The sequence below is a fragment of the uncultured Actinomyces sp. genome (assembly GCF_963542285.1).
Lineage (GTDB): Bacteria > Actinomycetota > Actinomycetes > Actinomycetales > Actinomycetaceae > Pauljensenia.
On sequence record NZ_CAUTWQ010000012.1, the window covers coordinates 25,690 to 52,679 of the forward strand.

Here is a 26,990-nt window from a genome sequence, read left to right on the forward strand (position 1 = left end):
TGAGCTGGCAAGAGATTCCCGAGGCAGCGCCGCGCGCAAGCCACGATATGTGCGGTTGTCCGCCCCCGCCTCCACACGCAAGTAGCCGCAGCCCCTTGGCCTCCGAGGAAGAAAAATCCCCGGAGGCTCTACATGAGCTTTGTGGACTCCAGCTTCTCAACCAAGAGTCGGGTCCTCTTGATAAGCAAAGGACGCAATCCAAAACCAAGCAGCGCTGCAACGACTGCAAAGGCCCCCAGCAACAACATTGCATCAAGGTACTCACTGCCCGAATAGCCGGCTATCGCAGCTCGCAGGGCAGTAATTCCATGCGTTGCGGGAAGATACGGCGAAATTGCCCGGAAGAAACTCGGCAGAATATCCAAGGGGAAGGATCCGCCGGCACCCGTGATCTGCAAGACCAGGAACAGTACTCCCAAGGCTTTCCCCGCATTACCGAAAGTAGCGATGAAGGTGTAGAGCAGGAAAGAAAATACCAAGGCAATCGCCCACCCGGTAAACATAAATAGCCAGGGATGAACGTGCTGGATCTTCACAAAGAACAGCAAGCCCAAGCACATAATGGTGGCCTGGGTCAGAGCAAACAGCCCGAAAATCATGTAACGCCCAAGGAAGCCTTCCCACAGGCCTAAGCGATGCCTCTCGAAATACGCGACAGCTGGGTGGGAAGAATCCAATCCCTCAACAACATTCTCTGTGGTGACATCACTGCGAATGCTGATGATCATGAGGATTGACCCCACCCACAGTGCGAGCGCCGTATAGAAGGGCGCCATCTGAGAGCCAAAATTCTCGACCGGATACACCGGAATTGTCTCGATCCCCACCGGCGCTGCAAGCGCGATTGCAAGCGCCTGAGGATCCGAACCGATGATCGTTCGAACCCGCGCAAGGTTCCCACTTTCCAAAGCATCATTCAATTTGTTATGAATGTCTGCGATTTTCTGCGAGGCTTCACGAAGTTGATTTCCAATTCCACTAAACGTCGATTGAAGTTTCGATAAGCCCTCCCGAACCCCATTCGAGCCATCATTGACGCTGGAGTTTGCTGCAGACAGCTGTGCGCGCAGGTTTTCCATCGACGAGGTTGCTGAGTTGATGGTTCCCGAAAGCTGCTCTAATTGCGGACGCAGGGAAGAATCAACATCGCTCTTCAAATTGGCGATAGCCGACTGAGCTTGTCCAACGAGGTTCTTGACATCCTGGCGATTTGCGCCAGCATCTGCGGCGTTCTTTTCCATGTCATCAGCAAGCTTATTCATCGCATTCTGCAGCGCGCTCAGACGGTCAGCAGAAGCTTGCAGGCGATCCAGAACATCTTGAGAAATAGGTGTTCCCGGCAAATTTGCCAGTGTTTCCTTCACATGCAGGTACTGCGTCGCTTGATTGCCCACCGACGAGGCCTGGGAACGCAAGGTCGCCACCGCCGCAGCGACGCTACTGCCGCCTCGGGAATACACATCATCAATGGATGCAGAAAGCACCTCGAGGGAATGAGCAGACGCACTCACGGCTGAGGAAAGGGCAGAGGCAGCTTGCGAAGCTCCGGCACTGATCTGGTCAACGGAAGCCGAGGCGTTATTGGCCGCGCTCTCCAGGGGATCTCGGGCCTTCGAAGCATTGGCAATCATGTTCTGCGTAGAATCCACCAGCTGAACGGAGGAGGCGATGAGTTCGGCATAGGCATCTGCGCTGGTTGCCGCAGCGTTTAGACGCTGCGAGGTCGACTCTAGGCGAGAATTCAACGCCTGGATACCGCGAACATTCGTGGGATCAGAAAGCGCATCTGAAAGCGAAGAAGCCGTATCCACGGCAATTTCTGCAACAGTCTGCGCAAATACCTGGTTGATTTGCGCAGAAACGCGCTCTGCGCCTTGGCCGGCGATTTTTGGCGCCAAGCCATTCTTCTTTTCATTGATGTAGTAGGTCAGGGGCGTCGAATGCGCATCACTGGAAAAGAAAGTCAGCATCTCTTGAGAGAAGTCCGAAGGGATAACAACCGCCGCGTAGTACTCCCCCGATCGCGTCTTCTCAATTGCTTGTTCTTCGCTATCAATGACCCAATTGAATTGCTCATTCGTCCGTAAAGCTGACACAACACGGTTACCGATATTGACCTCGAGGGGAATCAGATCAGACTTATACCCCTTGTCGGTATTGGCAATCGCAATCCGTAGGTTTTTTGTGTTGGCAAAAGGGTCCCATGATGCCGAGATGTTGAACCACGCAAAGAATGACGGAAGAACAACCAGCCCAAGAACAACGACCATGCTGATCACGCTTCGATGTGCTCGCGAAAGATCAGCGCGGAAGATTTCCCATACCGCTTTCACTTCTCGCTCCCTTCTTCCGCTGTTTCTTCGTCGTGCACAGCAGCGCTCTTCTTCACTGCCGAGGCGAGGAGTGCTGCTGCGCCTCGAACCCTCCGTTGCAAAAGTGAGCGCACATCGGAGTCATTCATATTCGTGAGCAACTGCTGGCGTTCAAGAGAGTCGCGAACAAACTCGACAGCAATCAAGAATGCGATAATCGCGAGGATCCACACAATCCACAGTCCCAACATAATCGGCACTTCGGTCGCACTCGTCACAGATAAAACCGCAAGGAGAGCCGGAACAACAATCCCCAGGACCAGCGCTGCACGGCGCATCCGCGGGTAGCGACGTTCAAAGGTGCGCACCTGACGTGAAACGGAACGCGAATATGAATCGTGATCGGCAAGAACAGAGACGATCTGGGAAAGACGGAAACGCGAGGAGGGAAGGCGAGTGGCCTCGCTAATAAACAATCCAGACCGTGCCAGATCACGGGTCACCATCGCGTTAAGGTTCACCAGATACGGGCGCAATGCAAGCCCAATGGTGAACGAGATTGCCATGTGAATCGCCAGCACCCCAATTGCTCGAATATACGCGTGGTCATAGAAGCCACCGACCGTTTCGCGCATCGCATTAATGCCATAGGTGAAGGGGAAAAGCGGATGGAGGAAACGGAAGAAGGAGGGCATCATTTCGATGGGATACAGGCCGGCAGCGCCCGGGATCTGCAGCATGACAATAACAACACATAGGCCTCTACCAATGTGTTGGAAGCAAGTCGCCAACATGTAAATAATCGAGAGGTAGGCCAGTGAACTGATCATTGCTGTCCCAATGAAAGCAAGCTTGGAGACAGTTTGGACTCCAATGATGAGATTTCCAATGGATATAACCAGGGCCTGCCCAAGAGCGAAGAGCGCCAGAAGCATCCATCGCGACATATAACGCTGGACCGAGCTCATGGGACCGACTTCCTCGTCATCGACCTCGAGCTTCAAAATAACGACAAGAGAAAATGCGCCAATCCACAACGCAAGGTTCGTAAAGAGCGGCGCCATCGCGGAGCCATATGTGGCAACTGGGAAGACGGCCTGGGTTTGGATCGACGTCGGTGCGGCCATAAATTCAGCGATCTTTTCAGGGTTCAGATTCATGGAGCCTGAAAGAGATTGAATCGCATTCGAGGAAGAAATCGCAGAGATATCTCCCTGTGCACTTCCAAGATCATTCATCAATGCGGCTACCTTTGTCGCAGACTGCGCAAGAGTGGTCTTCGTGGAATCAAGAAGCGCAGTGAGCTGATCGAGCAGGCCATTCATCTGGTCTCGTTGGCCTTGAAGCACGGCAATTGCGGAACGAAGACTCGCTGAGGCGCTCGACATTTGGTCCAGCGCATTGGAAATCGCGGGAAGTTGGTCTGCGATACCCGAGCGCGCTTGAGCAGCGGAATTGCTCAGTGCTTGGCTGGAGCTGTGAAGTGTCGCGAGCGCTTGGGTGATCGAACTCGAGGTCGCGGCAAGGCTGGCGTTAAGAGTTGACAAGTTCGCCAGAGTTTGTCCAACCTGAGAATTTTGCGTGCTCAGGTCCTGCAAAGCTTGCGAGGCCGTGGGAAGTTGCGCGATTCCTAAGTTTTGAAGTTGGCGCAGGATGTCCCCATTGGTCTGGTTGATGGACTGTCCTTCTGTCAGGAGTCCATTAATCGTGGTCGTTGCGCCTTGCACTCCCCCGTTGAATGCCCCTCCTGCAGCCGATGCCTTCGCGGTGGCATCAGTAGCATGATTTGCTAGCCCATCGAGCGCACCAGACATATTGGTGCTGAAAGTCGACAAAGTGGAGCGCGTGTCATTTACTAATTGATCTGCTTGGGAGAGCGCGCTGTTGAGATCAGACAGGCTCGAATCGGCCGAATTCAACGAATTGCGTGCACCAGAAACCTTTTCCTTAGCCGCATCGATCCTGCCATCCATTCCTTTGAGTGTCTGTTCAGCTTCCCCCAACTGATCGCGAGCGGCGGTGATCTTATCTTTAAGATCAGAACGGTTACTCTGCAAAATGTCAGAAATGGAGCGCCCTGTTGAGGAGATCTTTGCAGAAAGGGTCTGCGCGACGGTCGAGACAAAAGCCGAGTTGATCTGTTGGTCAAGGGCATTCGCACCGGCTCCAGTAATTTTTGGAGCAATGGCGTTGTTGCGCTCATTCACGTAGTACTGCACGTTTGGCTTTGAATAGGTGCCGTCAACAATGCCCGTTAATTTTTGAGAAAAGTCTGAGGGGATGACGATCGCAGCATACGCGTGACCCCGCTCAACATCTTTTTGTGCTTGATCGGCAGAAACGAAATACCAGCCCAGCTGGTCATTTGCGCGGAGTTGATTTTCTACCGTGGTCCCAACGTTAATAAAACCGATGGCGTCCTTCGTCGCACCCTGATCTTCATTGGCAACTGCGACGCGAATCTTCGAGGTATTCGAATAGGGATCCCAAAAACCGACAATGTTAAACCAGGCGTACAGTGCTGGAACAAAGAGAAGACCAATGATCACGATCCAGGCGGCAGGCACGGTCACCAGACGCCGAATATCCCGCTTGAGCGATCGCATAACGGGCTTCATAAGAGCTCCTCAAACAGAACAGGCTGTGCACCTTCCATACGGAGGGCACACAGCACTTCCTCGTGAACGCGCCGCCGCTCTCAGCGACGCGCTTGTTTGACATAGCGACGCATCGCGCGCTCTGCCTCACGCTGGTCCTGTTTTTCGCGCAGGGCCTGACGTTTATCCCACTCTTGTTTACCGCGAGCAAGGGCAATCTCGACCTTTGCGCGGCCGCCGATGAAGTACAGCTCAAGGGGAACAATCGTGTACCCCTTGGCAGAAGACTTATCGGCCAGAGTGGAAATCTGACTGCTATGCAGTAAAAGCTTCCTCTTTCGTGTCGGCGCGTGATTGGTCCACGAACCCTGCGCATACATGGGGATATTCGCCCCGTACAGCCAAGCCTCGCCGTTCTTAATCTCTACCCACGCATCGACAAGCGACGCACGCCCCATACGCAGGGCTTTCACTTCGGTACCCGAAAGCACCATGCCGGCCTCCCACGTATCTTCAATGAGATAGTCGTGGCGAGCCTTCTTGTTGCGCGCAATTGTCTTCTTCGCATCCGAGGCGGCCTTACGCTTCTCGGATTCGGTAGGCTTTGGTTTCTTCCATTCCTTCGGCATAAGCACCCCCTCAGTGAGAAATTACAGAAGAACTATTGTCCTACAAGTAATCCAGAGGTTCAACATCAGCACCATTGCGCATAACGGACAGGTGCAAGTGACAGCCAGTGGCGTAGCCGGTCGCTCCAACCCAACCCAAAACAGTGTCACGCCCAACCTGCTGACCTACATGGACGTTCGTTGACTGCATATGAACATACGCAGTCGACATGGACGCGCCATTCATCATCCCATGGTTCACGTAGACAACGTTCCCACCAGCAGTTTCATACGTCACCGCAGTGACAACTCCCTCGGCGACCGGGTAAATTTCAGTTCCGCAGTCCGCCGCGAAGTCTGTTCCGTTGTGATAGCGCGAGATTCCCAAAACCGGGTGGAGGCGCCATCCAAAGGGAGAGGTCACGACCAGCGGAACCGGAAGGGGGCTCGAGAAGTTCGACGAAGACGTGTAGCGCATATTCTGGCGGCGATTTTCTTCATCGATCGCGGCGAGCTTTGAGGTCGCATCTTGGTATTCACGCTGCCACTGACCGAGCTGTTCTTCGGCCTGAGCCTTCTGTGCATCCCACTGGGCGCGCTTTTCTTCCGAGGTCTTCTTCAGTTCGTCGAGTTCGCGCAGCTTTGTTTCCGCAGTGTTCTTTGCGCTCTCTGCTTCTTCCGAGGCCTTGCGCGCTTTCTCCTCCAGAGAGGAAATTCGCGAAGTGACGGCGTCTTGCCTGCTCTGCTGGTTGCGCGTCGCTGCCTGCATATCCATTGCTTGGCTGAGTGCACTGTCTTGTGCGCGTGTCATCGCATCCGCTGCAGCTGCACGATCAGCAATTTCCTCGGTTCCCGAAGACGACAGTGCGATCAGAAGGGGCGAGCTCACTCCCCCAGACTGGTACATCTCGCGCGCCAATGCACCCACAGCTTTTTGAGATTCCTCTTGCTGTTTGCGCGCTTTCTCCATCGCTGTGTTGAGACGAGCAACCTCGGCCTGAGCTGCATCCAGTTGTGCCTGCGCAACGTCGTGCTCGCGTTTAGCGCCCTCGTAGCGTTCATTAGCAGTGTCTAGCTCAGCCTGAGCAACGGGGATCTGAGCATTCGCAGTTTCGAGGTCTAAGTAAACCTGGGCGAGCGAAGCATCCAAACCCTCAAGGTTGTTGCGAAGCTCTTGCACGTGCTGCGCGGACTCACGCTGAGCCTGAGCAACGCGATCACGATCTTCATCCGCAAAAGCGGGTGGTACCAGAGCTAGGGGCGCTGCAACAACAAGCAGCGCGACCGCACTGGTCAGTCCCGTTGAAAAACCGTGAGAACGCGTCTTTGCCATAGGATCAGATCTTCGTGTACTTCGCGAGTGAGAATGCGGATGCCGACAGCGCAAGGAGCACCGCAGCAATGATGAGGATCGGCGACATGATCCACACCTCACGCATGCCAATAAAGTTCGTCCAACGGAAGGCCTGCGCAAGCCACTGATTGACCAGGACGTGGACACCGACGAACAGCGTTCCCACTGCCAAGAGAGCACCGACTACCGCAGCGATCGCGCCCTCAATCATGAAGGGAGCTTGAATAAACAGATTCGAGGCACCAACCAATCGCATGATGGAGGTTTCGCGTTCACGACTCATCGCGGACAGACGAATAGTGGTCGTAATGAGCAAGACCGCAGCAACGATCATCACGCCCGCCAAGCCCAGCGACAGGCCTCGGGCCTTACCCAAAACCTGGAACAGGGGCTCAACAATCTCACGCTGATCCTTCACAACGGATACACCAGCTGAACCGGTGAATTCGTCGCGAATAATACTGAATTGCTCGGGATTGACCAGCTTGACGCGGAAAGACACCTGCATCATGTCCTCGGTCGTCCACTGCCCCAGCGGAGAATTACCGTAGATCTTCACGAAGTTCTTAAAGGCCTCAGCCTTCGATTCTTCGTAGACGTCCTTCACGTAGGGAGCCAGCTCTGCAGAACGGAGCTTATCGCGGACCGCCGCAATCTGTGTTTCCGTTGCCTCTTGGTTATTGCAGCTCGGAGTCTGGTCGTTGTTGGCACACATGTAGATCGATACTTCGATCTTGTCGTACCACTGGCTCTTCATACGTGAGACCTGCATCTGCGAAAGGCCAGCGATACCCACAAAGAGCAGGGACACGAAGGTCACGATCACCACGGCAATAGACATCGCACGGTTTCGCGACAGCCCCTTGCCAACTTCCGAAAGAATAAAACGTAACTTCATTACTTCACCGCCCCATACACGCCGCTGTTCTGATCGCGAGCAACCGTTCCATCGTGCAATTCAATGACGCGCATACGCATCTGGTTCACGATTGCAGCGTCGTGCGTTGCCATAACAACCGTGGTCCCATTGCGGTTAATACGATCCAGCAAACGCATAATTCCAAGCGAGGTATCTGGGTCCAAGTTACCGGTTGGCTCGTCTGCAAGAAGCAACTCGGGACGGTTCACCATCGCGCGCGCAATTGCCACACGCTGTTCTTCACCGCCGGAAAGCTCATGGGGAAGACGCTTTTCTTTACCTGCCAAACCGACCAGTTCCAGAACATCGGGAACCTGGGTTTCAATAGCATGGCGAGGCTTACCAATGACCTCCATCGCCAAAGCAACGTTCTCATACACGGTCTTTGAAGGCAGCAAACGGAAGTCCTGGAACACGGTCCCGACCTGGCGTCGAAGCTTAGGAACCGACCAACGCGAGAGTTTACCCACGTCATGGCCAAGAACCCACACCTTTCCCGACGTCGCACGGATTTCCCTCATGGTGAGCTGAAGGAAGGTGGACTTACCGGAACCGGACTTTCCCACGAGGAAAACGAACTCTCCACGCTTCACTTCAAGGGAAACATCATCTAATGCCGGACGCGCACCAGGCTGATACACCATGGTCACGTGATCAAATCGAATCATGAGCCGTCTCTGATTGGGGTTATGGTCCCTTTTACCCTATGCAGCTCGGGCCTCAAAACTTAGGCGACACGCGCAAAAGCCCGGGCTAGGCCCGGGCTTTTCGCATCAGTCTTGATTCTGTTGGTTCTTACGCCAACGAATTCCGGCGTTGATAAAGCCGTCGATATCACCATCGAAGACGTTCTGAGGATTGCCCGATTCGTATTCGGTACGCAGGTCCTTCACCATCTGGTAGGGCTGCAAGACGTAAGAGCGCATCTGGTCCCCCCACGAGGCCTTCACATCACCCGCGAGCTCCTTCTTCTTCGCCTGCTCTTCCTCGTGACGCAGCACAAGAAGGCGAGATTGCAGAACTCGAAGAGCAGCCGCACGGTTTTGAATCTGCGACTTTTCATCCTGCATCGAAACGACAATACCCGTCGGAATGTGTGTCATTCGAACGGCGGAGTCCGTCGTATTCACCGACTGACCACCGGGACCGGAGGAACGGAAGACATCGACCTTCAGTTCAGATTCGGGAATCTCAATGTGGTCCGTCGACTCGATCAGAGGAATAACCTCAACAGCGGCGAAAGAGGTCTGACGACGCCCCTGGTTATCGAAGGGGCTGATACGCACGAGGCGGTGGGTGCCGGCCTCGACCGACAGGGTGCCATAGGCGTACGGAGCTTGGACCTCAAAGGTTGCGGACTTCAGGCCAGCTTCTTCTGCGTAGGACGTATCCATAACCTTCGTCGGATAGCCGTGGCGCTCTGCCCAACGCAAGTACATGCGCAGCAGAATCTCAGCGAAATCTGCAGCATCCACGCCGCCAGCGCCGCTTCGGATGGTAATGACTGCGTTGCGCTCGTCGTATTCACCGTCAAGGAGAGTGCGGATCTCAAGGGCGGACATGTCGTCCTTCAATGCGGCAAGGTCAGATTCGGCCTCGGCAAAAATATCTTCCGCGTCCGCGGGATCGCTCTCAGCGGTCTCACGGGCCATGTCGACAATCGCCTCGAGGTCGTCAATGCGCTCTTCCATTGCCAGAACACGATCGAGCTCGCTCTGGCGGTGCGATAGCTGTGAAGTCACTTCCTGTGCATGCGCGGGGTCATCCCACAGGTCAGGAGCAGCTGCCTTCTGCGACAGCTCCGCGATTTGAGCGCGAAGACGCTCGGGCTGTACAACGGCGGAAATATTTTCCATCGTCGTACGCAAGGACTGGATCTCTTCAGAAAACTCAATGGCCACGTCTAAAGGGTAGCCGATTCATCTAATTATTGACGAGGCCGGGGCCGGGTGAGGGACAATCACTCCCCTCACCCGGCCCCGGGCCGTGCCGTTATTTCATTGTATGAACGCCTCTACAGTGCTTCCGCCTGCATTCAGACGATTGCCTCCAGCAGTTCAGGAGGCCAGCTGGCCAGAAGGCAAGAGCCACGCCTTTTCGGCCTCGATTCCCAGGCGCACATACTGCCCTTCTTCAAGAAGGTCCTCTGCACGCGGGTCGGAGACCACACACACGAGCGAACCGAACTCGGTCTCGATCTCGTACTCAACGGTTTCACCGTAGAAGATCGAGGTGACAACTTGGCCCAGCGAACCGGTCAGTGTCGCAGGCTTTTCATCGGTTGCAGAGATACGCATGGATTCAGGACGAACCAGAACAACCAGGTCATCGCCCGAACGAACCGCTTCCTTTGCACTCTCTGAAGCATGGACGTTGAGCTGCTGGCCCAGAGCCTCAATCTGAACCTTGCCATCCTCGCCGACCTCACTGGCCTTTGCGGGAACAAAGTTCGCGCGACCAACGAAGTCAGCAACAAAAACGCTAGCCGGGTGCAGGTAGATTTCCTCGGGGGTATCCACCTGTTCGATTCGTCCTGCATTCATCACGACAATGCGGTCGGACATCGCCATCGCTTCGGACTGATCGTGAGTCACGTACACGGAAGAAATTCCCAGACGCTTTTGCATCCGACGAATCTCCACGCGCATCTTCACACGCAGCTTCGCATCCAAGTTCGACAAAGGCTCATCGAAGAGCAGAACCTTCGGACGCACAACCATCGCTCGGGCCAATGCAACACGCTGCTGCTGGCCACCGGAAAGTTGGGAAGGAGCGCGATCCGCCATCGCGGTCAGGTTCATTGCCGCAAGTGCGATATCAACCTCTTCCTTAATTTCCGCTGCGCTCTTCTTACGCAGGTGAAGGCCGTACGCCACGTTCTCACGCACACTCAGGTGAGGGAACAACGCATAGGACTGGAACACCATGGACATGGGGCGCTTGTTCGGCGGAACAACCACCATGTTTTCTCCATCGAGCATGACCTGGCCCGAAGTCGCATCTTCGAAGCCCGCGATCATACGCAGGGTCGTGGTCTTGCCACAACCCGAGGGGCCCAGAAGGGTAATGAATTCACCGGGGTGAATATCCAGGTTGATGTGATCAACCGCGGTGACCTCGGAAGCGGTGTTCGAGAAGGTCTTGGTCAGCTCCACCAGGGACAGGCGGCCGGGAGCATTGGTGTCATTCGTATTCGACATGGGTCTTTCCTTTGTCAACAATTACATGCCCGCGCCATTGGTGGCGGTGACAGATTTATCTCGAACAAGAACATTTGTTAGGCCGATAACAGCCATCACGATGACGATCAAGATCGTGCAGAAGGCAAAAGCGTTACCGAAACGGCCCGCATCAACCTCAGCAAGAATCTGAGAGGTCATGATCTTCGTCTTAGGAGTCGTGATGAAAATGATCGGCGACAGCGTCGTCATGGATCGCGCGAATGCATAGGTCAAGCCAGCGATGAATGCCGGACGAATCAGAGGAAGCGTCACCTTCATAAAGGTATACAAGCCCGATGCACCCAAGGAGGTCGAGGCCTCGTCAATCGAATGGTCGACCTGGTGGAGAGAGGCAATACCGGAACGCTGGCCCGAGGGCATCGAACGCGCAACGTAAACCATAATGATCGCCAGGGCACCACCAAAGACCGCGGAACCACCCGCGAGCGCGGGCATCAGCATCAGTTTTCCGCCGACAATGATCGGCTTGTTATAGGTGATGAGGTAACCAATACCCAGAACCGTACCGGGAACAGACAGGCCGAGCATGCCCAGGAAGTCCATGAAGCCGGCCGAGGCCTTGAGACGCACGACCACCAGCCATGCAACAACCATGCCCAAGATGCCAGCGATGGGCGTTGCGATCAGAGCCAAGATGGTCGTGTCGATGATGGCATCATTGCCGATGCCCGAGAGCACATACTTGAAGTTCTTCAGAGTGAAGGTGTTGTCCACACCCAAGATCGAGACGAAGGCTCCGACAATAACCGTTGCGTAGATGGTGACAACAAAAGCTGCCAGCAGCAAGGTTGCAATTCCCAGTGGGATGCGCGCCTTCATTGAGCGAACCATACGGACCTTGCCGGTCGGCTTGCCCGTCACGGTAACCGTTGAGGAGCGTCCTGACCAGTAGCGCTGTAGAAGGAAGACAAGTAGCGCAGGAACCAGAAGGATCAATGAGTATGCCGAGCCTGCAGCCGTGTTGTATTCGCCGTTAACAGCGATGTACGCGCGCGAGGCCAGCACGGTGAAGTCGCCGCCGATGACCAGCGGGTTCGCTAGGTCAGCGATGGCCTCGACGAAAAGAAGAAGGAAGGAAGCGGCAAAACCGGGGACAAGCATCGGAAGCGTGACGGTACGGAAAATTGTCCACGATGACGCACCCAAGGAAGCGGCGGCCTCTTCCATCGCCGGGTCAAGGTTCTTGAGCATTCCGAGCATATTCATGTATGCGACGGGGAAGAAGGAAAGAGACAAAACCAGGGTCAGACCTGAGAGGCCATAAATATTCCACTGTTGTCCCAGAACCTGCGTCGAGATCAGGCCGTTACGACCAAACAGGGTGATGACCGACGTTGCCACAGCGAAAGGCGGCGAAACGATCGGGATCATGCAGATCAGGTGAAGGATCTTCTTACCCGGGATATCGACTCGCGCTTGCACGTAGGCGAAGAAGAAACCAGCAAGAGTGCCGATCAAGCCAACAACCAGGCCCAGAACGACCGTGTTCAGCGCAATCGTTCGGTTCGTTGTCGAGCTGGCGAAGGAGGTCAAAACCTTCAGGCCATCAGTTGAGAAGGCTCGCGCCAAGATCGTGACCAGCGGCAGCAAGACCAGAAGGAAGAGAACCGCTGTAATGATCGCAACGATCGCAACCGTCACAGGGTCGCGACGCACCTTCGTTCGTTTTTTCTTTCCCGAGGCCACGGCTTGCGCCTGCGGGGTTTGCGCCCCTTGGGTGCGTGGTGGCGCAACTGTCTCCACTGACATTGACTATCCGATCTCTCCAAGTACCCGCGTAACGCGGAAAAGTCCCTGTTGATGCGCATGTCCTTCAGTGGACACGCGAAGAAAGAGGGAGGGGATGGAACAGGGACATGGAAAGAACCATCCCCTCCCTATGCACCACTACTGGCGCGGCTGTGCGGCAACCTCTTCATCGAAACGCTTGGTCAGCTCGGGCTTTGCGGCCGCTGCTGCAGCGAAGTCGTAATCGATCAGGTTGATCTCATCGAGCTTGGCCATCTTGTCGTTGGTCTTGGCATTCGGGTTGGTCAGAATCTGGTTCGATCCAACGGTCTGGCCAAGGTTCTGAGCGTCAGCCGAGATTGCCCAGTCGATGTACTTCTTGGCGGCCTCGGAGTGCTTCGAGTTCTTCACCAAAGCCACGCCACCGATCTCGTAACCGGTACCTTCCTTGGGGAAGGAAACAACGAGGTCCTTCATACCCTCATCGCGGTACTTCACACAGTCGTGAGAGAAGACCAGGCCCACTGCGACCTCGCCGCGTCCCGCGATCTGGCCGGGGGCAGTACCGGACTTGGTGTACTGCAGGACATTTGCGTGCATCTTCTTCATGTAGTCGAGACCAGCATCCTCGCTACCGCGGAGAACAACCTGGGTCCACAGTGTCGTGAACGCAGTTCCTGAGGTCGAGGGGTGTGCCGTGGAAATCTGGCCCTTGAGTTCAGGCTTGAGAAGGTCATCCCAAGACTGAGGAACCTGGAGGCCCTTTTCATCAAGCACCTTCTGGTTCGAGCAGAATCCCAGAACACCGACGTAGACACCGGTCCAGTAGTGGTTCGGGTCCTTGTACTTATCCGGGATTTCCTTAGCGGTGGGCGAATCGTAGGCCTCGATCAGGCCCTTTTCTGCAGCTGCACCGTAGCCGTCAACCGGACCACCATGCCAAACATCAAACTCTGGGTTGTCCTTCGCAGAGTCCAGACGAGCAACGGTCTCACCGGAGGAAAGGCGAACGTATGTTGCCTTGATTCCGGTCTGTTGAGAGAAGGTCTCTGTCCACTTCTGGCAGAGGTCTTCCATTGCACCGCAAGCAACGGTAATGGAATCCGAAGATCCGCTTTCGCTGCTACCTGAGGATGCTGAGTCATTCACAACGCACCCGGAAAGTGCTAGTGCACCCGCCGCGCTGAATGCTGCAAGGGAGATGAAGCTCTTCTTCATCGGATTCTCCTTTGAATCGAGGGTTTGCACGGGGCTGTCACTATGCTCGTGCGCTCTTGGTTTCATTCTTACGTGAAACAGAACACGAAATGAGCGCCCTTAGTAACGAGCGGTAACTGATCTGTTACCGAAGATCCGGCATCGTGTACCCAACCGAGCGAACCGATTGGATCAGCTCTCCCCCACGATCCCCAAGAGCGCCTCGCAAACGATAAGCGGTCATCTTGATCATGTCTTTCCCGCCAGAGCTATCCTGCGTTTCCCAAACAGAGTTGAGAAGCTCGCGGTAGCTCACAGGCTCCCCGATATGCGAAGCAAGAAAATCCAAGAACCGTCGTTCTGTCGAGGACAACTCCACCGGCACACCGTCGACGTAGACTTTCCGGTCACGTCGATCGATACGCAAAGGACCGTTGGAGACAACATCGTCGGGATCCTTCTTACTTCGGCGCAAAAGAGCCTGAGCGCGAAGAGTCATTTCCTTTGGGCTAAAAGGTTTCGTAATGTAGTCGTCCGCACCGCTTTCGAGTCCCTTAATGCGATCGGATTCTTCAGAAAGCGCCGTAATCATGATGATCGGAACATCACTCATCGCTCGAATTCTTTGAGCAAGCGAAATCCCTGAGATCACGGGAATCATCAGGTCAAGAATGACCAGGTCGTAGTAGCGAGTAGCGAATTTCTCCCAAGCCTTCGCCCCATCGCTTGCAGTTTCTACAGTTATTCCCGCGGTTTCAAGGGCAAATTTGATAATCATGAGGATCTGGGGCTCATCATCAACAACTAAAGCCTTCGCGCTCACCTGGCCTCCTCAGGAAGGAGTGATCGATCGACACTTCGTATGGTACGCGGAATAGTCAGATAGAAGGTTGTCCCTTTGGAGGAAACCGTATCAACCAAGATCGTGCCACCGTGAAGTTTCAGAATCTTTTGCGTCAGCATCATCCCTAAGCCCGTTCCCGGTCGTAGCGATCCTCCAGTATCGAATGGGATGAAAAGACGCTCTTTTTCTTCCTGGGTCATTCCGCGACCGTCATCAACGATAGAAATGGTGACGTCTTCGTCAAAAGCTTGTACTGTCACGACGATCGAAACGTCATCGCCCGCATGACGGGCTGCATTATTAATAACATTGGCGATCGCCTGCCCCATCAAGCGCGGATCCAATGACATATAGATGGGCGCACCGTGATTTTCCAAACGGATAGGTGAGGAATGGAAACGACGCATCTGCGCGACATTTCTACGCACCAGTTCGCGCATTTCAACGCGTTGAAGACGAAGATTGAACAAATCAGATTCCAGGCGCACTTCGGCCAGAAGATCATCAGCCATTTCGACGACCTGGTTCGCATTTTCGGCAATGGTCTTCGCAAACTTCATTTGCACCTCATTCATGGGGCCAGCCGAACCATCAGCAAGAAGTTCTGCCGCTCCCCTGACAACAGTTAATGGAGTGCGTAATTCGTGGGAGAGAACCGCTGGGCCGGCCATGTAGTCCTGGTGAAGTTTACGTAGTTGTTCTTTTTCTGCACGCAGGCGCTGAATATCTCGGCGCATTCGAAGAGAAAAGACAATCGCAAGAGCAGCAAGGAGCCACGACACTGCGATAGCAACTATGGCAACTGATTGCATTGTCCTGCACACCTTTCCATTGCACTCTCAACGATATCCCCACCTAGCCAAGAAAGGCGAGGGGAAAAGTGAGCAAGGAACGCGGCGTTCCAAGGCCTCGGCACTCAGCAAGTGATCGCTAACGGAACGCCTTGGCGCAGATAAAAGAAGCGATCACACAAGGAATACGGCCCTCAATAACGGTGTAGGTAACGTTGCGATATCCCAACTTCTCGAAGAAAGCTCGATAGGAGTCCACATCGAATTGTTCCTTGAAGTCAGCACCGAGCTTCGCAAGGATCTTTGGGATTATTCCTTGTTTGCTTGGCCGACGCTTGACGTAAGTCGGGACGACGATGATGCCTCCGGGGCGGGCGACTCGTTCAAGTTCCCGCATGACAGCACCAGGATCGGGAAGCAGATGGATGACATTACCTGCCACGACGATGTCGAAGGAATCATCCGCGTAATGCAACTTTGTGATGTCCGCTGTTTCGACCATGACGTTGCGATATTTCGCAAGTTTCTTCCGCGCTTGTTTCAGCATTCCCTCAGATAAGTCGGTAGCGACCAGTCTCTTGCATATTGGTGCAAGGAAGGTACTGATCGCACCGGTTCCGCAGGCGCATTCAAGGACCTCGTCTTCGGGGCCAAGCAGCTGAGCGACTGCGACGCCTGTTCCGTCGTACACGGCACGATTAAATGTGTTTTCGAAGAAGTCATAAAGGGGCGCAACCCGATCCCAGAACATCACTGAACCTCCGCATACCCATTGCCCGCGCTTCATTGCGATATCGAAAATGCTACGCGCGTCCTACATTTCACACTAGGCGCAAAGGAAACTGCTCTGTTTCATTGAGCGCGCTCCCCCCGCCTATAACAGAAGGGGGCTTCACGCCCACCGGCGTGAAGCCCCCTTAAACAGCCTGTGAATTAGATCAGGCCCTGAGCAACCATCGCGTCGGCAACCTTGATGAAGCCAGCAAGGTTTGCACCTGCAACGTAATCGCCGGGAACACCATACTCGTCAGCAGTTGCAAGGCAGTTCTCGTGAATGCCAATCATGATCTGATGAAGCTTTGCGTCGGTCTCTTCGAAAGGCCACTGCGTACGACCCGAGTTCTGCTGCATCTCGAGTCCCGAGGTGGCCACACCACCGGCATTCGAGGCCTTACCCGGTGCGTAAAGGACACCGGCGCGGCGCAGCTCATCAATGGCCTCGGGAGTGGTGGGCATGTTCGCACCCTCCGCAACCATCTGCACACCGTTATGAATCAAGGCCTCGACACCTTCAAGACCAAGCTCGTTCTGGGTAGCACAGGGAAGAGCAACGTCACAAGGGACCTCCCAAATCGAGCCTTCTGAGAAGAAGTGAGCACTGGGACACTCGGCGGCATAGTCGCTGACGCGACCGCGGCGAACTTCCTTGACATCCTTCAGCAGATCGACGTCAATTCCCTCTTCATCAATAACAAAACCTGAAGAGTCGGAAACCGCAACGACCTTCGCACCCAGTTGCTGAGCCTTTTCAGTCGCATAAATCGCCACATTTCCGGAACCAGAAACAACAACGCGCTTGCCCTCAAAAGAATCTCCGCGAGCACGAAGCATTTCCTGTGCGAAGTAAACCAAGCCATAACCGGTGGCTTCGGTGCGAGCAAAGGAGCCGCCCCAGGTCAGGCCCTTGCCTGTGAGAACACCGGCATCAAAGCTATTGCGAATGCGACGGTACTGGCCGAAAAGGTAACCGATTTCGCGGCCACCCACGCCAATATCACCGGCGGGAACATCTACGTTGGGACCAATATGACGCTGAAGTTCAGTCATGAACGACTGGCAAAATCGCATGATTTCGGCGTCAGACTTACCCTTGGGGTTGAAGTTTGCACCGCCCTTCGCGCCTCCCATGGGCAGGCCAGTCAGAGAGTTCTTGAAAATCTGCTCAAAGCCAAGGAATTTGATGATCGACAAGTTCACCGAGGGGTGGAAACGCAGGCCACCCTTGTAGGGGCCAAGCGCGGAATTGAATTGAACGCGGAAGCCACGATTGACGTGAATGCGTCCCTGATCATCACTCCAGGGAACACGGAACATAAGTTGGCGTTCAGGCTCGACAATTCGCTCGAAAATCGCCAGATCCTGGTATTCGGGCTTGCGTGCAACCAGAGGAGTCAGTGTCGAGAGAACCTCGAAGACTGCCTGGTGGAATTCACCTTGGTGGGGGTCGCGCGCTACCAATTCATCGAAGACCGATGCGAGTTCGCGGGGAAGCTGGGATGTATCGAATTTTTCACTCATGTCTTGATCATGGCACTGCTCCGGTTTATTTACCTTTTCTTTTCCAACATATGGACTCTGCATTGCGCACGCCCTGATCACAGGCATGCAGTAGCCGCAGCAGATGCTCACATATTCGGTGTAGCTGACGGCAATTTTGTTTTCTCTCGATGCGCCTGCCCCGCTGTGTTCGCCCAGCGCATTAAGGTCTAAACGTGACTCGATCTAAGACTCCCTATGAACTTGCTGCCCTTGCAACAGTTGCGGTTCCTCGGCTCGAAGTAGCCGGGCTGCGTCCCCCGCAGTTCAGCGATGAGGTCCTTTCAGTCACCGGACTCATTGACACTTCTGGCGACCGTTGGATGGTCGTCTGCCCACACGACACTGTCGGCGGACTGGACATGGAGGCACAGAACGCGGTTTTGGAGCGTTTGGGGAAGGCTCACGATTTCTCGAAGATTCCCTTTGAGGTGCCGCGTCCCGCCGGTTTCACCCGCACTCCAGAGGGTGATCGAGTCATGGTCCACCGTGATCTGGGTGGGCACGTCATGGAAACCTCGGATTTCGACGACCCACACTTGCTTCCTGCATCTTTGGGAAATGCATTGGCCTCGCTACACAATCTTCCCGAACTGATCTATACCGGCGTCAATCTTCCGGCTTATTCGGCAATTGAGTGCCGTGACCGTCATCAAGCGGTTTTGGACGAGGCCGCGCAGGAAGTCGTCATTCCCGCGAATTTGTGGGATCGCTGGGAAGAGTCGCTGGAGAATTTGTCTCTGTGGCGTTTCCTGCCCTCCCCCATTCACGGCGATCTTTCCGAAACTTCAATTCACATCGACCACGGTCGGGTCTGTGCCCTGACGGGTTTTTCATCCGCACACGTTGGCGACCCTGCCGTCGATATTGCATGGGTATTTGCGCGTGCTTCAGATGAGTTTTTAGAGCGCTTCCACGAGGCCTACCAGCAGACTCGTTCCGAGAAAGACCTGCACCTTCTGGCGCGCGCTGAGCTTCTTTCTGAATTGGCCGTGGTGCGTTGGTTGGTTCACGGACTACACAGTGGGGATTCCGATATCGTCGACGAGGCCCGAGCCATGTTGGCAGAGCTCTCGGCAAGTGTCGGAGAGAGTGCTCCCAGGCGCTCGGAAGAGCCTGCGAAGACTGCAAGCGATTCTTCGACTTCAGAAAAAGAGTCCTCTTCGCAAAGCGAGCACACAACCCCTCGAGCATCTGAGCCTACTCCCGAGAGCCCGCTCGCTACCGAAGCAGCTCGAAGCACTGCCTCCACCGGCAAGGGCGAAGGTCATGCTCGTCTTCACTCCGGTCCGGTCAGGCTGACTGCCCATACGTCACAAGCTGATTTGGAGGGTGGCTCTGGGCAAGCGGCCGAAGCGCCGACTGAGCACATCGATATGAGTGTGATCCTGCCTACTCACGAGTAGATCAGGCTCTGCATTATTTCTCAGATTTTCTTCTTTTCTACGCGGTACTTAGCGACGCTAGGTGGAGGCCTTCAGTGGCAATCGTTCCTCCCGTCATTGTCCGTCAGTGCTAGCTTCACTGTCCATCAGCGTTAGCTGGGATTTTTCTTCTGGAGTTCGGTGAGCGCCTGAGTGAGCTGGGATTCAAGCTGATCGACGGGCACACCGGTTTGAGTCACGATGTCATCGATGCTGTAACTAATAGGACCCCTGAGGAAACACACTCGCGCCTGCACTTCACTGGGAGAGAGACCTTCGCGCTGCGCCCAGGCAATGCGGTAGAGCTGAAGCTGACGCGCGTAGTATTCCCACGTTGAAAGCGGCGTGTTCTTCCCAGGAAGGTGCGATGTCTTCCAATCAATGACGATGTATGTGCCGTTGGCATCTTTAAACACCGCGTCGATTCTTCCTTGAATAGATATTCCCGCGAGGGTAAGTGCAAAGGGCTCCTCGATCGCAATGGGTTCAAGCTGTTCAAGGTCTAGCGAATGGAAGTTTTCTTGCATCTGAGCAAGCAGTTGTTGATCAGAAGCTTCCAATGCTTCGCTGCCTTCCACGGGTTCATCCCACAGCTCACCGGTACTGAGGTGAAGTTCTTTTTCAACCCATTTGTGGAAGATCGTGCCGAGCACGGAACTTGATTGGGGTTCAAGGGGCAAAGGCCTGCGGATATTGTTAATCCACGTATCTGCCTTCCCAATCAAGTCTGAGATCCCGGTGGCACGAACACGATCAATGCGAATATCAAGCGTCGAATGAAGAGTTTTTTCTCGTTCTTCAAGCAGTAGCTGGGTGTCGCAAACCAAGGGGTCGCCGCTGGCATCCACAACATCTGGGTCACCTTCACTCTGATCTATGAGAGCTTGAACGCGTGCAGCGCTTTTAATGACCAGTTGGCGTGAACGTCCTGGAAGGATTGGATACTGTCGCAGTCGAGTATCGACCTCGATAAGCTGCTCAGATTCCCAGTCTTCGTCAGGTCGCGCGGCGATCTGCCGAGCATCTAGATCGAGTGCGTTTACTGTTTCCATGAGATACCGGGATGGATCGCGCGGCTTCAGGCTTCCTGAGTCAAACCAAGAACCGCACAGGAACAGATCGTGTCGCGCTCGAGTCCATGCGACATAAGCCAAACGCCGTTCTTCGCATTCGTGGTGAATTCCTTGGCGATAGTGAATGCTGTCTTTATTTGTTTCCTTGCCTGACTTTCCCTGCATGTGGTTGTTGAAGATGCTCATCGCGGTGGTCCGCGAACTTGTTGCTTCAGATGCAAGCAGATCGAAATATTCTGCTATTCCGATCTCCCCGTACTCTTCGGGGACGATCTGGGGAAGATCCGAGTAATCTCTACGCACGGGATAGGGCAACTCTGAAAGCGAGTTAAACCATTCTTTTGCTCCCGGAGGATCCTGCTTCCAGTCTCTTGGAGAGGCACTGTGGTTAGGGAAGCGCGAATCTTGGAGGCCAAAGACCACGACCGAATCCCATTCCAGTCCCTTTGCAGAGTGAATTGTCAGCAATTGGACGGCATCGGCTCGAGTGGCGCTGGTAGGGATTGGGAGTCCTTTTTCTTCCTCCTCTGCGACCGCCAGCCATGTCAGGAATCCGGATAGATCAGCCCCTGCGACCTGTGCTTCGTAGTCAGCCGCGATATCAACGAATGCATCGAGCATTTCCATTCCCCCGTCGCCCAGGGGGTCGGACATGATGGCTTCTCTGAGCCCAAGGATGGACATGGCACGCTCGATTTGCTCATCGAGTGGTCTGCCGGTTCCTTGACGAATAATTTCAAGTCGGCGCGCAAGAATCGAAAGCCGTTCATGCGCGACAGCGGTAAATGATGGGCCTCCTGAAGGCGCATGCCATCCCATAGGCGGAAGTTGATCGATGGCATCCATAAGGAAAACATCCGGATGTTCCTGTTCAGCATGTGTTCCCTGTCGAGCCCGGTATTTTGCATATTGGTTAAGAACCAGAAGGTCCGCCGCACCAATATCCATCGCGGTGACGAGGCGCATGAGGGCTGGGGCATTCGTCGGATCTGAAGCGAGCTCAAGGGCGGCTCGAACATCGCTAACTGAGGGCTGGTCTAAGAGGCCCCCTAAACCAACAACTTGAACCGGGATATCTGCGTCTTTGAGTGCACGTTCGATCGCAGGAAAATCTGCACGACGACGACACAACACAGCGCAGGTGTTCCACTTCCCTTTTTCGTCTTGGATGCGATGCTGTCGGATAAATTCGACGACATTCTCAAGTTCTTCCTGGTAGGTCAGCGGATAGCTTGCGTTGACTTTCCCTTCTCCCGCTTGAGGCCTTGGCCCAAGAACTGGAGGTTTGACCTGAGGAACCTTAATGGAAGTGCTTGCCGAGCCGTTTTCTTGGCCGATTCTGGGAAGGCCTCGCAGTGGAAGAGCAACCGCATTTGCTGCTTGAAGGATCGCGTGGTCGTTTCTCCACGCGGTAGATAGGGTGAGCTGCTTTGCCTCATGCCGGGTGGAAAATGCGGTCAAGAAGTTACTGAGCGCGGATGCTGAAGCGCCTCTCCAACCGTAAATTGCTTGGCTGGGATCACCGACTGCGGTAGTTGGATGATCTGCAAAAAGGGTGGATAGGAAGGTCATCTGGATGACCGATGTATCTTGGAATTCGTCGAGAAGGACAGCTTGATAGTCGGAGCGCACCTGGCGGACAACTGCAGCATTCTCCGTGACGATTCGTGTTGCGAGAAGAAGCTGATCTGAAAAATCAATCAGACCGTGACTGCGTTTGTAGTCTTCGAATACCCGTGCCATATCAAGGAGCAGAATCCTATTGGCATTGACGGTAATCATGGATTTGAGGGAACCGGTTGGATCTTTTCCTGCAGATTGAGCGATTTCTTCCAGCTCTTCGCTAAATGCACGGAGGGCTTTTGTTCCCTGGTCAAGAGTCATATTTTGTTCCGCGATATGACCGCTTAATGCAAGTACCGCTGCGACAATTGATGAAGTCGGTTTGTATCGTCCATCTTCTTCGGGGTATTCTCCCCTCCAGTTTTGGACGATCTCGGTAAGGATCTGAACCTGCTGCGCCTGTCCGATCAAGCGCGAGTCGGGATCTACCCCAATTGTTGCGCCATACTCGCCAAGGATTCGAGCGGCAAAAGAGTTATAGGTCAATGCCGTTGGATCGCCCTGGAAGCTAAGGCCAAGACTTGATGCCAAGACCCCGAGGTCTTGTCGCATTTTAAGGCCCAGCTCCCCCGCTGCTTTCCGTGTAAAGGTCAAGCCGAGAATTCGCTCCGGCTCGATTCCATGATGGGCAACCATGTAGAGCACGCGCTGTGACATGGTGGTTGTCTTCCCTGCGCCCGCTCCCGCAACGACAAGCAGCGGTTCAAGAGGTGCTTCAATGACGGCACGCTGTTCATCCGTCGGGGGGAAATACTGGCGACTTCGAGGGGTGGCCAAACGCAGAATTTCATCAACGCTGAGCTGTGTACTATCGATGCTCATTCCACACTCCTCTTTCCTGACTCACGAGCTGGGCAAGAACGGGCGAACTCGCAGTATTGGCATGCTTCATCAGAGGGCGTTGCAATAAAAGATGGGCCTTTCATTTTCTGCCCGATCTCATCAAGCTGGCTGATCCAATCCGCCTTTGTTTCCGGGTCTAAGGGGTCTTGCGAGATGGTCCGGACATCACCGTAACCAAGATATTTGAGCTCTGCTCCTAAAACTTCATAACCCTGTTGTTCGACTGCGAGTTGATAGAGAGCGAGCTGCGGGTGGTCCGGGTCCTTTTTCGCGCCGGTTTTATTTCCCTTCTTCCCAGTCTTGAAATCAATAATCCGAACGCCTTGGCCATCCAATTCCATTCGGTCAATTCTTCCGCGAATGTGAACTGAAGAGATCGGAACATCGAATGGCACTTCAACTTGAACATTTCCGTTCGGATCTGCACAGTTTCCCATTTGAGTAGATTGCTCAAGATATTCGCCGAGCGCAGATGCCATCTCTCGAAGGTGGTCCATGTGGATCTTGCTTGCGGCCTGTCCTTCATCCACACCCATTGCGCAAATCTCTTCTTCGAGCGCATCCATAACAGCGCTGCGAGGCCCGCATGGGAAGCGCTCGGCCAAGCTGTGGATTAACGTTCCATCTGCTGCACTCTGCGTCGGCATCGAAGTGCCGCTATTGGAAGCAAAGAACCAGCGAAGAATACATTGGCGTGCGCTATCAAAACTGGAGGGGCTCACGGCGACACGCTGTTGGTCATAGATCGGGCTATCCGAGCTGATTCCTCCGGCTCCAATCCAATTGCTGGGAATTGCGCTGGCGACTCCGCGTCTGGCAAGAATTGCAAGCAGACGGGTGGCAAGCTCAGCTGTTTCGGGGTCATTCTCCTGCGCGGCAAGATACCTCAGTCTGGAGATGTGACCAGAAAGGTCTAACGCGGGCGGCACGTCTTCAATGGGAAAGCCGTCTTCGGGGATTTCCATACCCGCGCCTTGTGCAACGAGTTCAACAAATTGCGATGGTGCTTGATCTTCATTGGAGACAACTCCAATGTGCAGTGTCAGATTCGTTCGCGAAACGGCAGCAAGAAGTCGCCGAAGTTCATCGTCTAAAACTGCCCGACGTTGGATTCGAGGATCATCGATGACCTCTTGGGCAGGGTCCGTACTGCGTGTGATCTCCCCAAGAAGATCGGCGCGCAGCAGACGCTGTCGAAGCCGAAGATCGGGCCAACTCCCATCTTGAAGCCCATAAATTGCAACGACGTCCCAATGCCGCCCAACCGCCTGTTCTGGGGTGAGAACCTGGATTCCTTCGTGACGATATGCGGTTGCAGCGATGGTGTCGGTCAGTACATCGGATTCGAGGAGCTCACGCGCAAACTCTGCGGCGGTTCTCTGCGGATTTCTTTGTTGCCAGATATCCGCGACTCTAAACAGCGCTATCACCGAATCTAAGACGTCATCAAAATAATCTGAATCCGAGTCGTGCGCTAATGCCCGTGTGCTCAGTTCCTCAGCTACATCTGCCGTCGCCCATGCTTCCCAGAGTGCTTTTTGAGGGCTGAGGGCTTCTACTTCTTTCCATAGCGTCGAGGCCTTAAGGAGCTTACGCAGTTCCGCTTCCACGTTCTGTGAGACAAGAGAAGGGTCCTGAAGAATGCGAGAGATCGTATCTGTACTGAGGTGTTGAACGCGACCCTGTGCCAGCTTCTGATCGCTATGTGCCCACGCATAGTTGTGAAGGAGCGAACTTACATGCAGAGCATCGATCGAGATCAGATCTGAACGTAGCCAGCGATCGATAACTCCCACGCCATTGTCTTCATTCGGAATTAAGGTTTTCAGCAAGGCACTGGTCATTGAATTAGACGCAAAATTGAAGGCTTGTTGACCTCCAGCCAGGGGAATTTTGCTACGTTTCAGAGCCCTTCTGGCCTGCTGAATGAGAGATTGCGAGCGAACAATCACTACCTGCTCAGACCAAGGAATATTGTCACGCAGATAATGGGAGCGCAGCTGATATCCCAGAGCCGCCCCCATCTGTGCAAGGCTGGCACAGTTGTGGATGAATATCCCTTGTTCACCGAGTCGTCTTTCAGAGTCACCAGCAAATGGGGCGTTTCTTCTTGCGGCGGGTCCGCTTTGCGTAATGCGTGAGGCAAGCGAGAGGGTCAAAGCATGAAGCTGAGGAGTACCGACGTAGTCAGCCCCGCAATCTTCAATTTGAATGCCGAGGATTCTGGCCAGATCGAGATCCATATGGGCATAACCACGCTTGTATGAGGTTACTGAGAGATCCGGATTCGAGAAAGCAATGATGCGACTTCCCAATTGATGTGCGACATGAAGTAGCGCCAGCAGCGAGGGAGTGCAGTCCTGTAGGTCATCGATCAGAAGATACTGTGGAATCGGGGCGAAAATCCGCACTCCAGCGGATTGCGCACGATCATCCCAATCGGCAAGGAGCGGGGCAGCTTGCCTTCCCAGCCGCGCCCCGTGCGCCAGCATGGTCCCTCGGAACTCCACCCCCAGCTGCGGAAGTTCGTTCCACTTCCTGAGAAGGGGTGCAAGGCTCACCCACTGCTTCATTGCGCGAATGCGGCCGAGCTGCTCTAGATGCTCAGCAGTGGTCCCAGACTCTGCAGCAGTATCAATAAGATCACGTAGTTCCATCCGAAATGCCGGAAGTGAACGGATCGTATCTGAAAGCTCTTCTGGCCACCGAATCTCAGTTTCTTCTAGCAGTTGAGAGAGCATACGATCCATGCTTGCGCCCGTCAGGAGCTCAACATCACCCAGCGGTTGATCACGCGTATTTCGCCACTGCGACACGATTGAATAGGCCCACCCAATGGGGGTTCGAACCGGGCGTACCGCATTGGGAGCAAGCGCTTGTACCGCAGGCAATAATTGATCGGCACGCGAACGATCCGGAGTGAGAACTAAAAACGAGTGGTCGTTGCGTACAAGTTCAGCAACAGCAGCAAGAAGAAGAGTCGTCTTCCCGCTTCCGGGTGCACCGCGAAGTACAGCATCACCTTCAGTAATCTGCTTAAGCAGCAAGCTCTGATGGTCGCTGAGTTCCGGTAGCCCTGAGAATTCAGAGCCGACCGTGATACGCACCGGTGTGTTGTTCATATAGTGATTCTGACAGAGGCCACCGGCATTTGGAGACCACTTTGGGCTTCAGAGCGAAATTGAGAAAAATGTGCCCCCGAAGCGGAGGCTTCAGGGGCACACTCTGGCAGTCATGCTTAAGGCGACCGCTTCACCTTTACTGAAGCGGGTATTCCTTTTCGAATGCCTTCTTGGAGCCGAAAGTGCTGTCAATCTTCAAGGAAACTGGAGCAGTTTCATCACTGAGAACGAAAGCACTCACAACAGTCATACTTCCGCCGGGTTGGAGTTCTTTAAGCGCACTCATAGGCTCGTATCCTTCAGGCTTTGCATCGAAATAAACTGCAGTATCGAGTTCAACCTTGTTCTGGAACGCCTGGACGCGGTATTCAAAAGGATTCAAATTGCTTGTGTCATTGTTCGTGATCACCAAGGTCGCAGCAACCGTCGGCTTGCCTTCGTAGTCATTTACTGACTTCTCGACCTTTTTCACTTCGATCGTCACCTTACCGCTCTTCAGCTGAGCAACAGTCGAGTCTTCGCCAGCTTTGGAAGCTTCAGCTGATTGAGTAGCAGCGCCCTCTGAAGAGGAGGATGCATTCACGGAAGGTGCTACAGAAGTTGTCCCAAAGGCCTCATCAATAGCCTTTGAATACATAGCCTGGCTTCCAAAAACAACAACAATGGCAAGAATCGAAATCACCAGTGAAGTGATTGCCATACCGGAGCCGCGGTGAGTCTTATTTGGGCGCGTCTGAACGACAGCGACGATTGCCACGACCGCAGCAATCAGAGCCAGAATGAAAATTAGATTGTTCAGAATCGGAACCCAAGACAGAAGGAGAGAAATGATACCCAACACGAGTGCTGTTACTGCAAGGGCAGACAAGGGTTTAACTGCAGCTGCTCCGAATTGCCCTTGAGAAGGAACAGTCGAAGAATCCCCATCAACGGGCATTCCCTGTGAAGAAGGAGGAGGAAGCGACATCGCTCACCTTTCGAGTAGATTCAACTTTGA

18 protein-coding genes are annotated in these 26,990 nt (G+C 54.2%); 1 reads left to right on the forward strand and 17 read right to left on the reverse strand.

Going from position 1 to position 26,990, the window contains the following annotated elements:
- Positions 1-128: 128 nt before the first annotated feature.
- The 14 genes from RW023_RS06080 to gdhA form a co-directional block, all read right to left on the reverse strand.
- Positions 129-2,333, reverse strand: a complete 2,205-nt coding sequence (locus RW023_RS06080) for a YhgE/Pip domain-containing protein (RefSeq protein WP_315580356.1) — start codon at positions 2,331-2,333, stop codon at positions 129-131.
- Positions 2,330-4,930, reverse strand: a complete 2,601-nt coding sequence (locus RW023_RS06085) for a YhgE/Pip domain-containing protein (protein WP_315580357.1) — start codon at positions 4,928-4,930, stop codon at positions 2,330-2,332. The genes RW023_RS06080 and RW023_RS06085 overlap by 4 nt, the downstream gene beginning before the upstream one ends.
- Before the next feature lie 80 nt (positions 4,931-5,010).
- Positions 5,011-5,538, reverse strand: coding sequence for an SsrA-binding protein SmpB (gene smpB / locus RW023_RS06090; RefSeq protein WP_009408200.1), 528 nt, complete (start codon positions 5,536-5,538; stop codon positions 5,011-5,013).
- Positions 5,539-5,578: 40 nt separating this feature from the next.
- Positions 5,579-6,850: a peptidoglycan DD-metalloendopeptidase family protein gene (locus tag RW023_RS06095; RefSeq protein WP_315580358.1), complete on the reverse strand. Its 1,272-nt coding sequence runs from the start codon at positions 6,848-6,850 to the stop codon at positions 5,579-5,581.
- 4 nt (positions 6,851-6,854) lie between these two features.
- Entirely contained in the window at positions 6,855-7,769 is a 915-nt protein-coding gene (gene ftsX, locus RW023_RS06100; RefSeq protein WP_315580359.1) for a permease-like cell division protein FtsX, read from the reverse strand.
- On the reverse strand, positions 7,769-8,458 hold the full coding sequence (ftsE, locus tag RW023_RS06105; RefSeq protein WP_009408207.1) for a cell division ATP-binding protein FtsE: 690 nt from the start codon (positions 8,456-8,458) through the stop codon (positions 7,769-7,771). The genes ftsX and ftsE overlap by 1 nt, the downstream gene beginning before the upstream one ends.
- A gap of 105 nt (positions 8,459-8,563) precedes the next feature.
- Entirely contained in the window at positions 8,564-9,691 is a 1,128-nt protein-coding gene (gene prfB / locus RW023_RS06110; protein WP_315580360.1) for a peptide chain release factor 2, read from the reverse strand.
- A 156-nt stretch (positions 9,692-9,847) separates the two neighbouring features.
- Positions 9,848-10,990: an ABC transporter ATP-binding protein gene (locus tag RW023_RS06115; protein WP_315580361.1), complete on the reverse strand. Its 1,143-nt coding sequence runs from the start codon at positions 10,988-10,990 to the stop codon at positions 9,848-9,850.
- Positions 10,991-11,011: 21 nt separating this feature from the next.
- The gene (locus RW023_RS06120) at positions 11,012-12,781 is read right to left on the reverse strand and encodes an iron ABC transporter permease (protein WP_315580362.1); all 1,770 of its coding nucleotides are present in this window, start codon (positions 12,779-12,781) and stop codon (positions 11,012-11,014) included.
- Between the two features lie 138 nt (positions 12,782-12,919).
- Positions 12,920-13,978, reverse strand: coding sequence for an ABC transporter substrate-binding protein (locus RW023_RS06125; protein ID WP_315580363.1), 1,059 nt, complete (start codon positions 13,976-13,978; stop codon positions 12,920-12,922).
- Between the two features lie 124 nt (positions 13,979-14,102).
- On the reverse strand, positions 14,103-14,780 hold the full coding sequence (locus RW023_RS06130; RefSeq protein WP_315580364.1) for a response regulator transcription factor: 678 nt from the start codon (positions 14,778-14,780) through the stop codon (positions 14,103-14,105).
- Entirely contained in the window at positions 14,777-15,613 is an 837-nt protein-coding gene (locus RW023_RS06135) for an ATP-binding protein (protein WP_315580365.1), read from the reverse strand. Before RW023_RS06135 ends, RW023_RS06130 begins: the two co-directional genes overlap by 4 nt.
- 118 nt (positions 15,614-15,731) lie before the next feature.
- Positions 15,732-16,343, reverse strand: a complete 612-nt coding sequence (locus RW023_RS06140; protein WP_315580366.1) for a class I SAM-dependent methyltransferase — start codon at positions 16,341-16,343, stop codon at positions 15,732-15,734.
- Between the two features lie 182 nt (positions 16,344-16,525).
- Entirely contained in the window at positions 16,526-17,890 is a 1,365-nt protein-coding gene (gene gdhA / locus RW023_RS06145; protein WP_315580367.1) for an NADP-specific glutamate dehydrogenase, read from the reverse strand.
- 194 nt (positions 17,891-18,084) lie between these two features.
- On the opposite strand from gdhA, the gene RW023_RS06150 reads away from it, so the two are divergent.
- The gene (locus tag RW023_RS06150) at positions 18,085-19,314 is read left to right on the forward strand and encodes a phosphotransferase (protein ID WP_315580368.1); all 1,230 of its coding nucleotides are present in this window, start codon (positions 18,085-18,087) and stop codon (positions 19,312-19,314) included.
- A 131-nt stretch (positions 19,315-19,445) separates the two neighbouring features.
- On the opposite strand, the gene RW023_RS06155 is transcribed toward RW023_RS06150, so the two are convergent.
- The 3 genes from RW023_RS06155 to RW023_RS06165 form a co-directional block, all read right to left on the reverse strand.
- Positions 19,446-22,850 carry an ATP-dependent DNA helicase gene (locus RW023_RS06155; protein ID WP_315580369.1) on the reverse strand — a complete coding sequence of 1,135 codons (3,405 nt, stop codon included), beginning with the start codon at positions 22,848-22,850 and terminating at the stop codon, positions 19,446-19,448.
- Complete coding sequence (locus RW023_RS06160; RefSeq protein WP_315580370.1) at positions 22,847-25,993, reverse strand: PD-(D/E)XK nuclease family protein; 3,147 nt, start codon at positions 25,991-25,993, stop codon at positions 22,847-22,849. Before RW023_RS06160 ends, RW023_RS06155 begins: the two co-directional genes overlap by 4 nt.
- Positions 25,994-26,129: 136 nt before the next feature.
- Positions 26,130-26,960, reverse strand: a complete 831-nt coding sequence (locus RW023_RS06165) for a DUF5067 domain-containing protein (protein WP_315580371.1) — start codon at positions 26,958-26,960, stop codon at positions 26,130-26,132.
- Between the last annotated feature and the right edge of the window lie 30 nt (positions 26,961-26,990).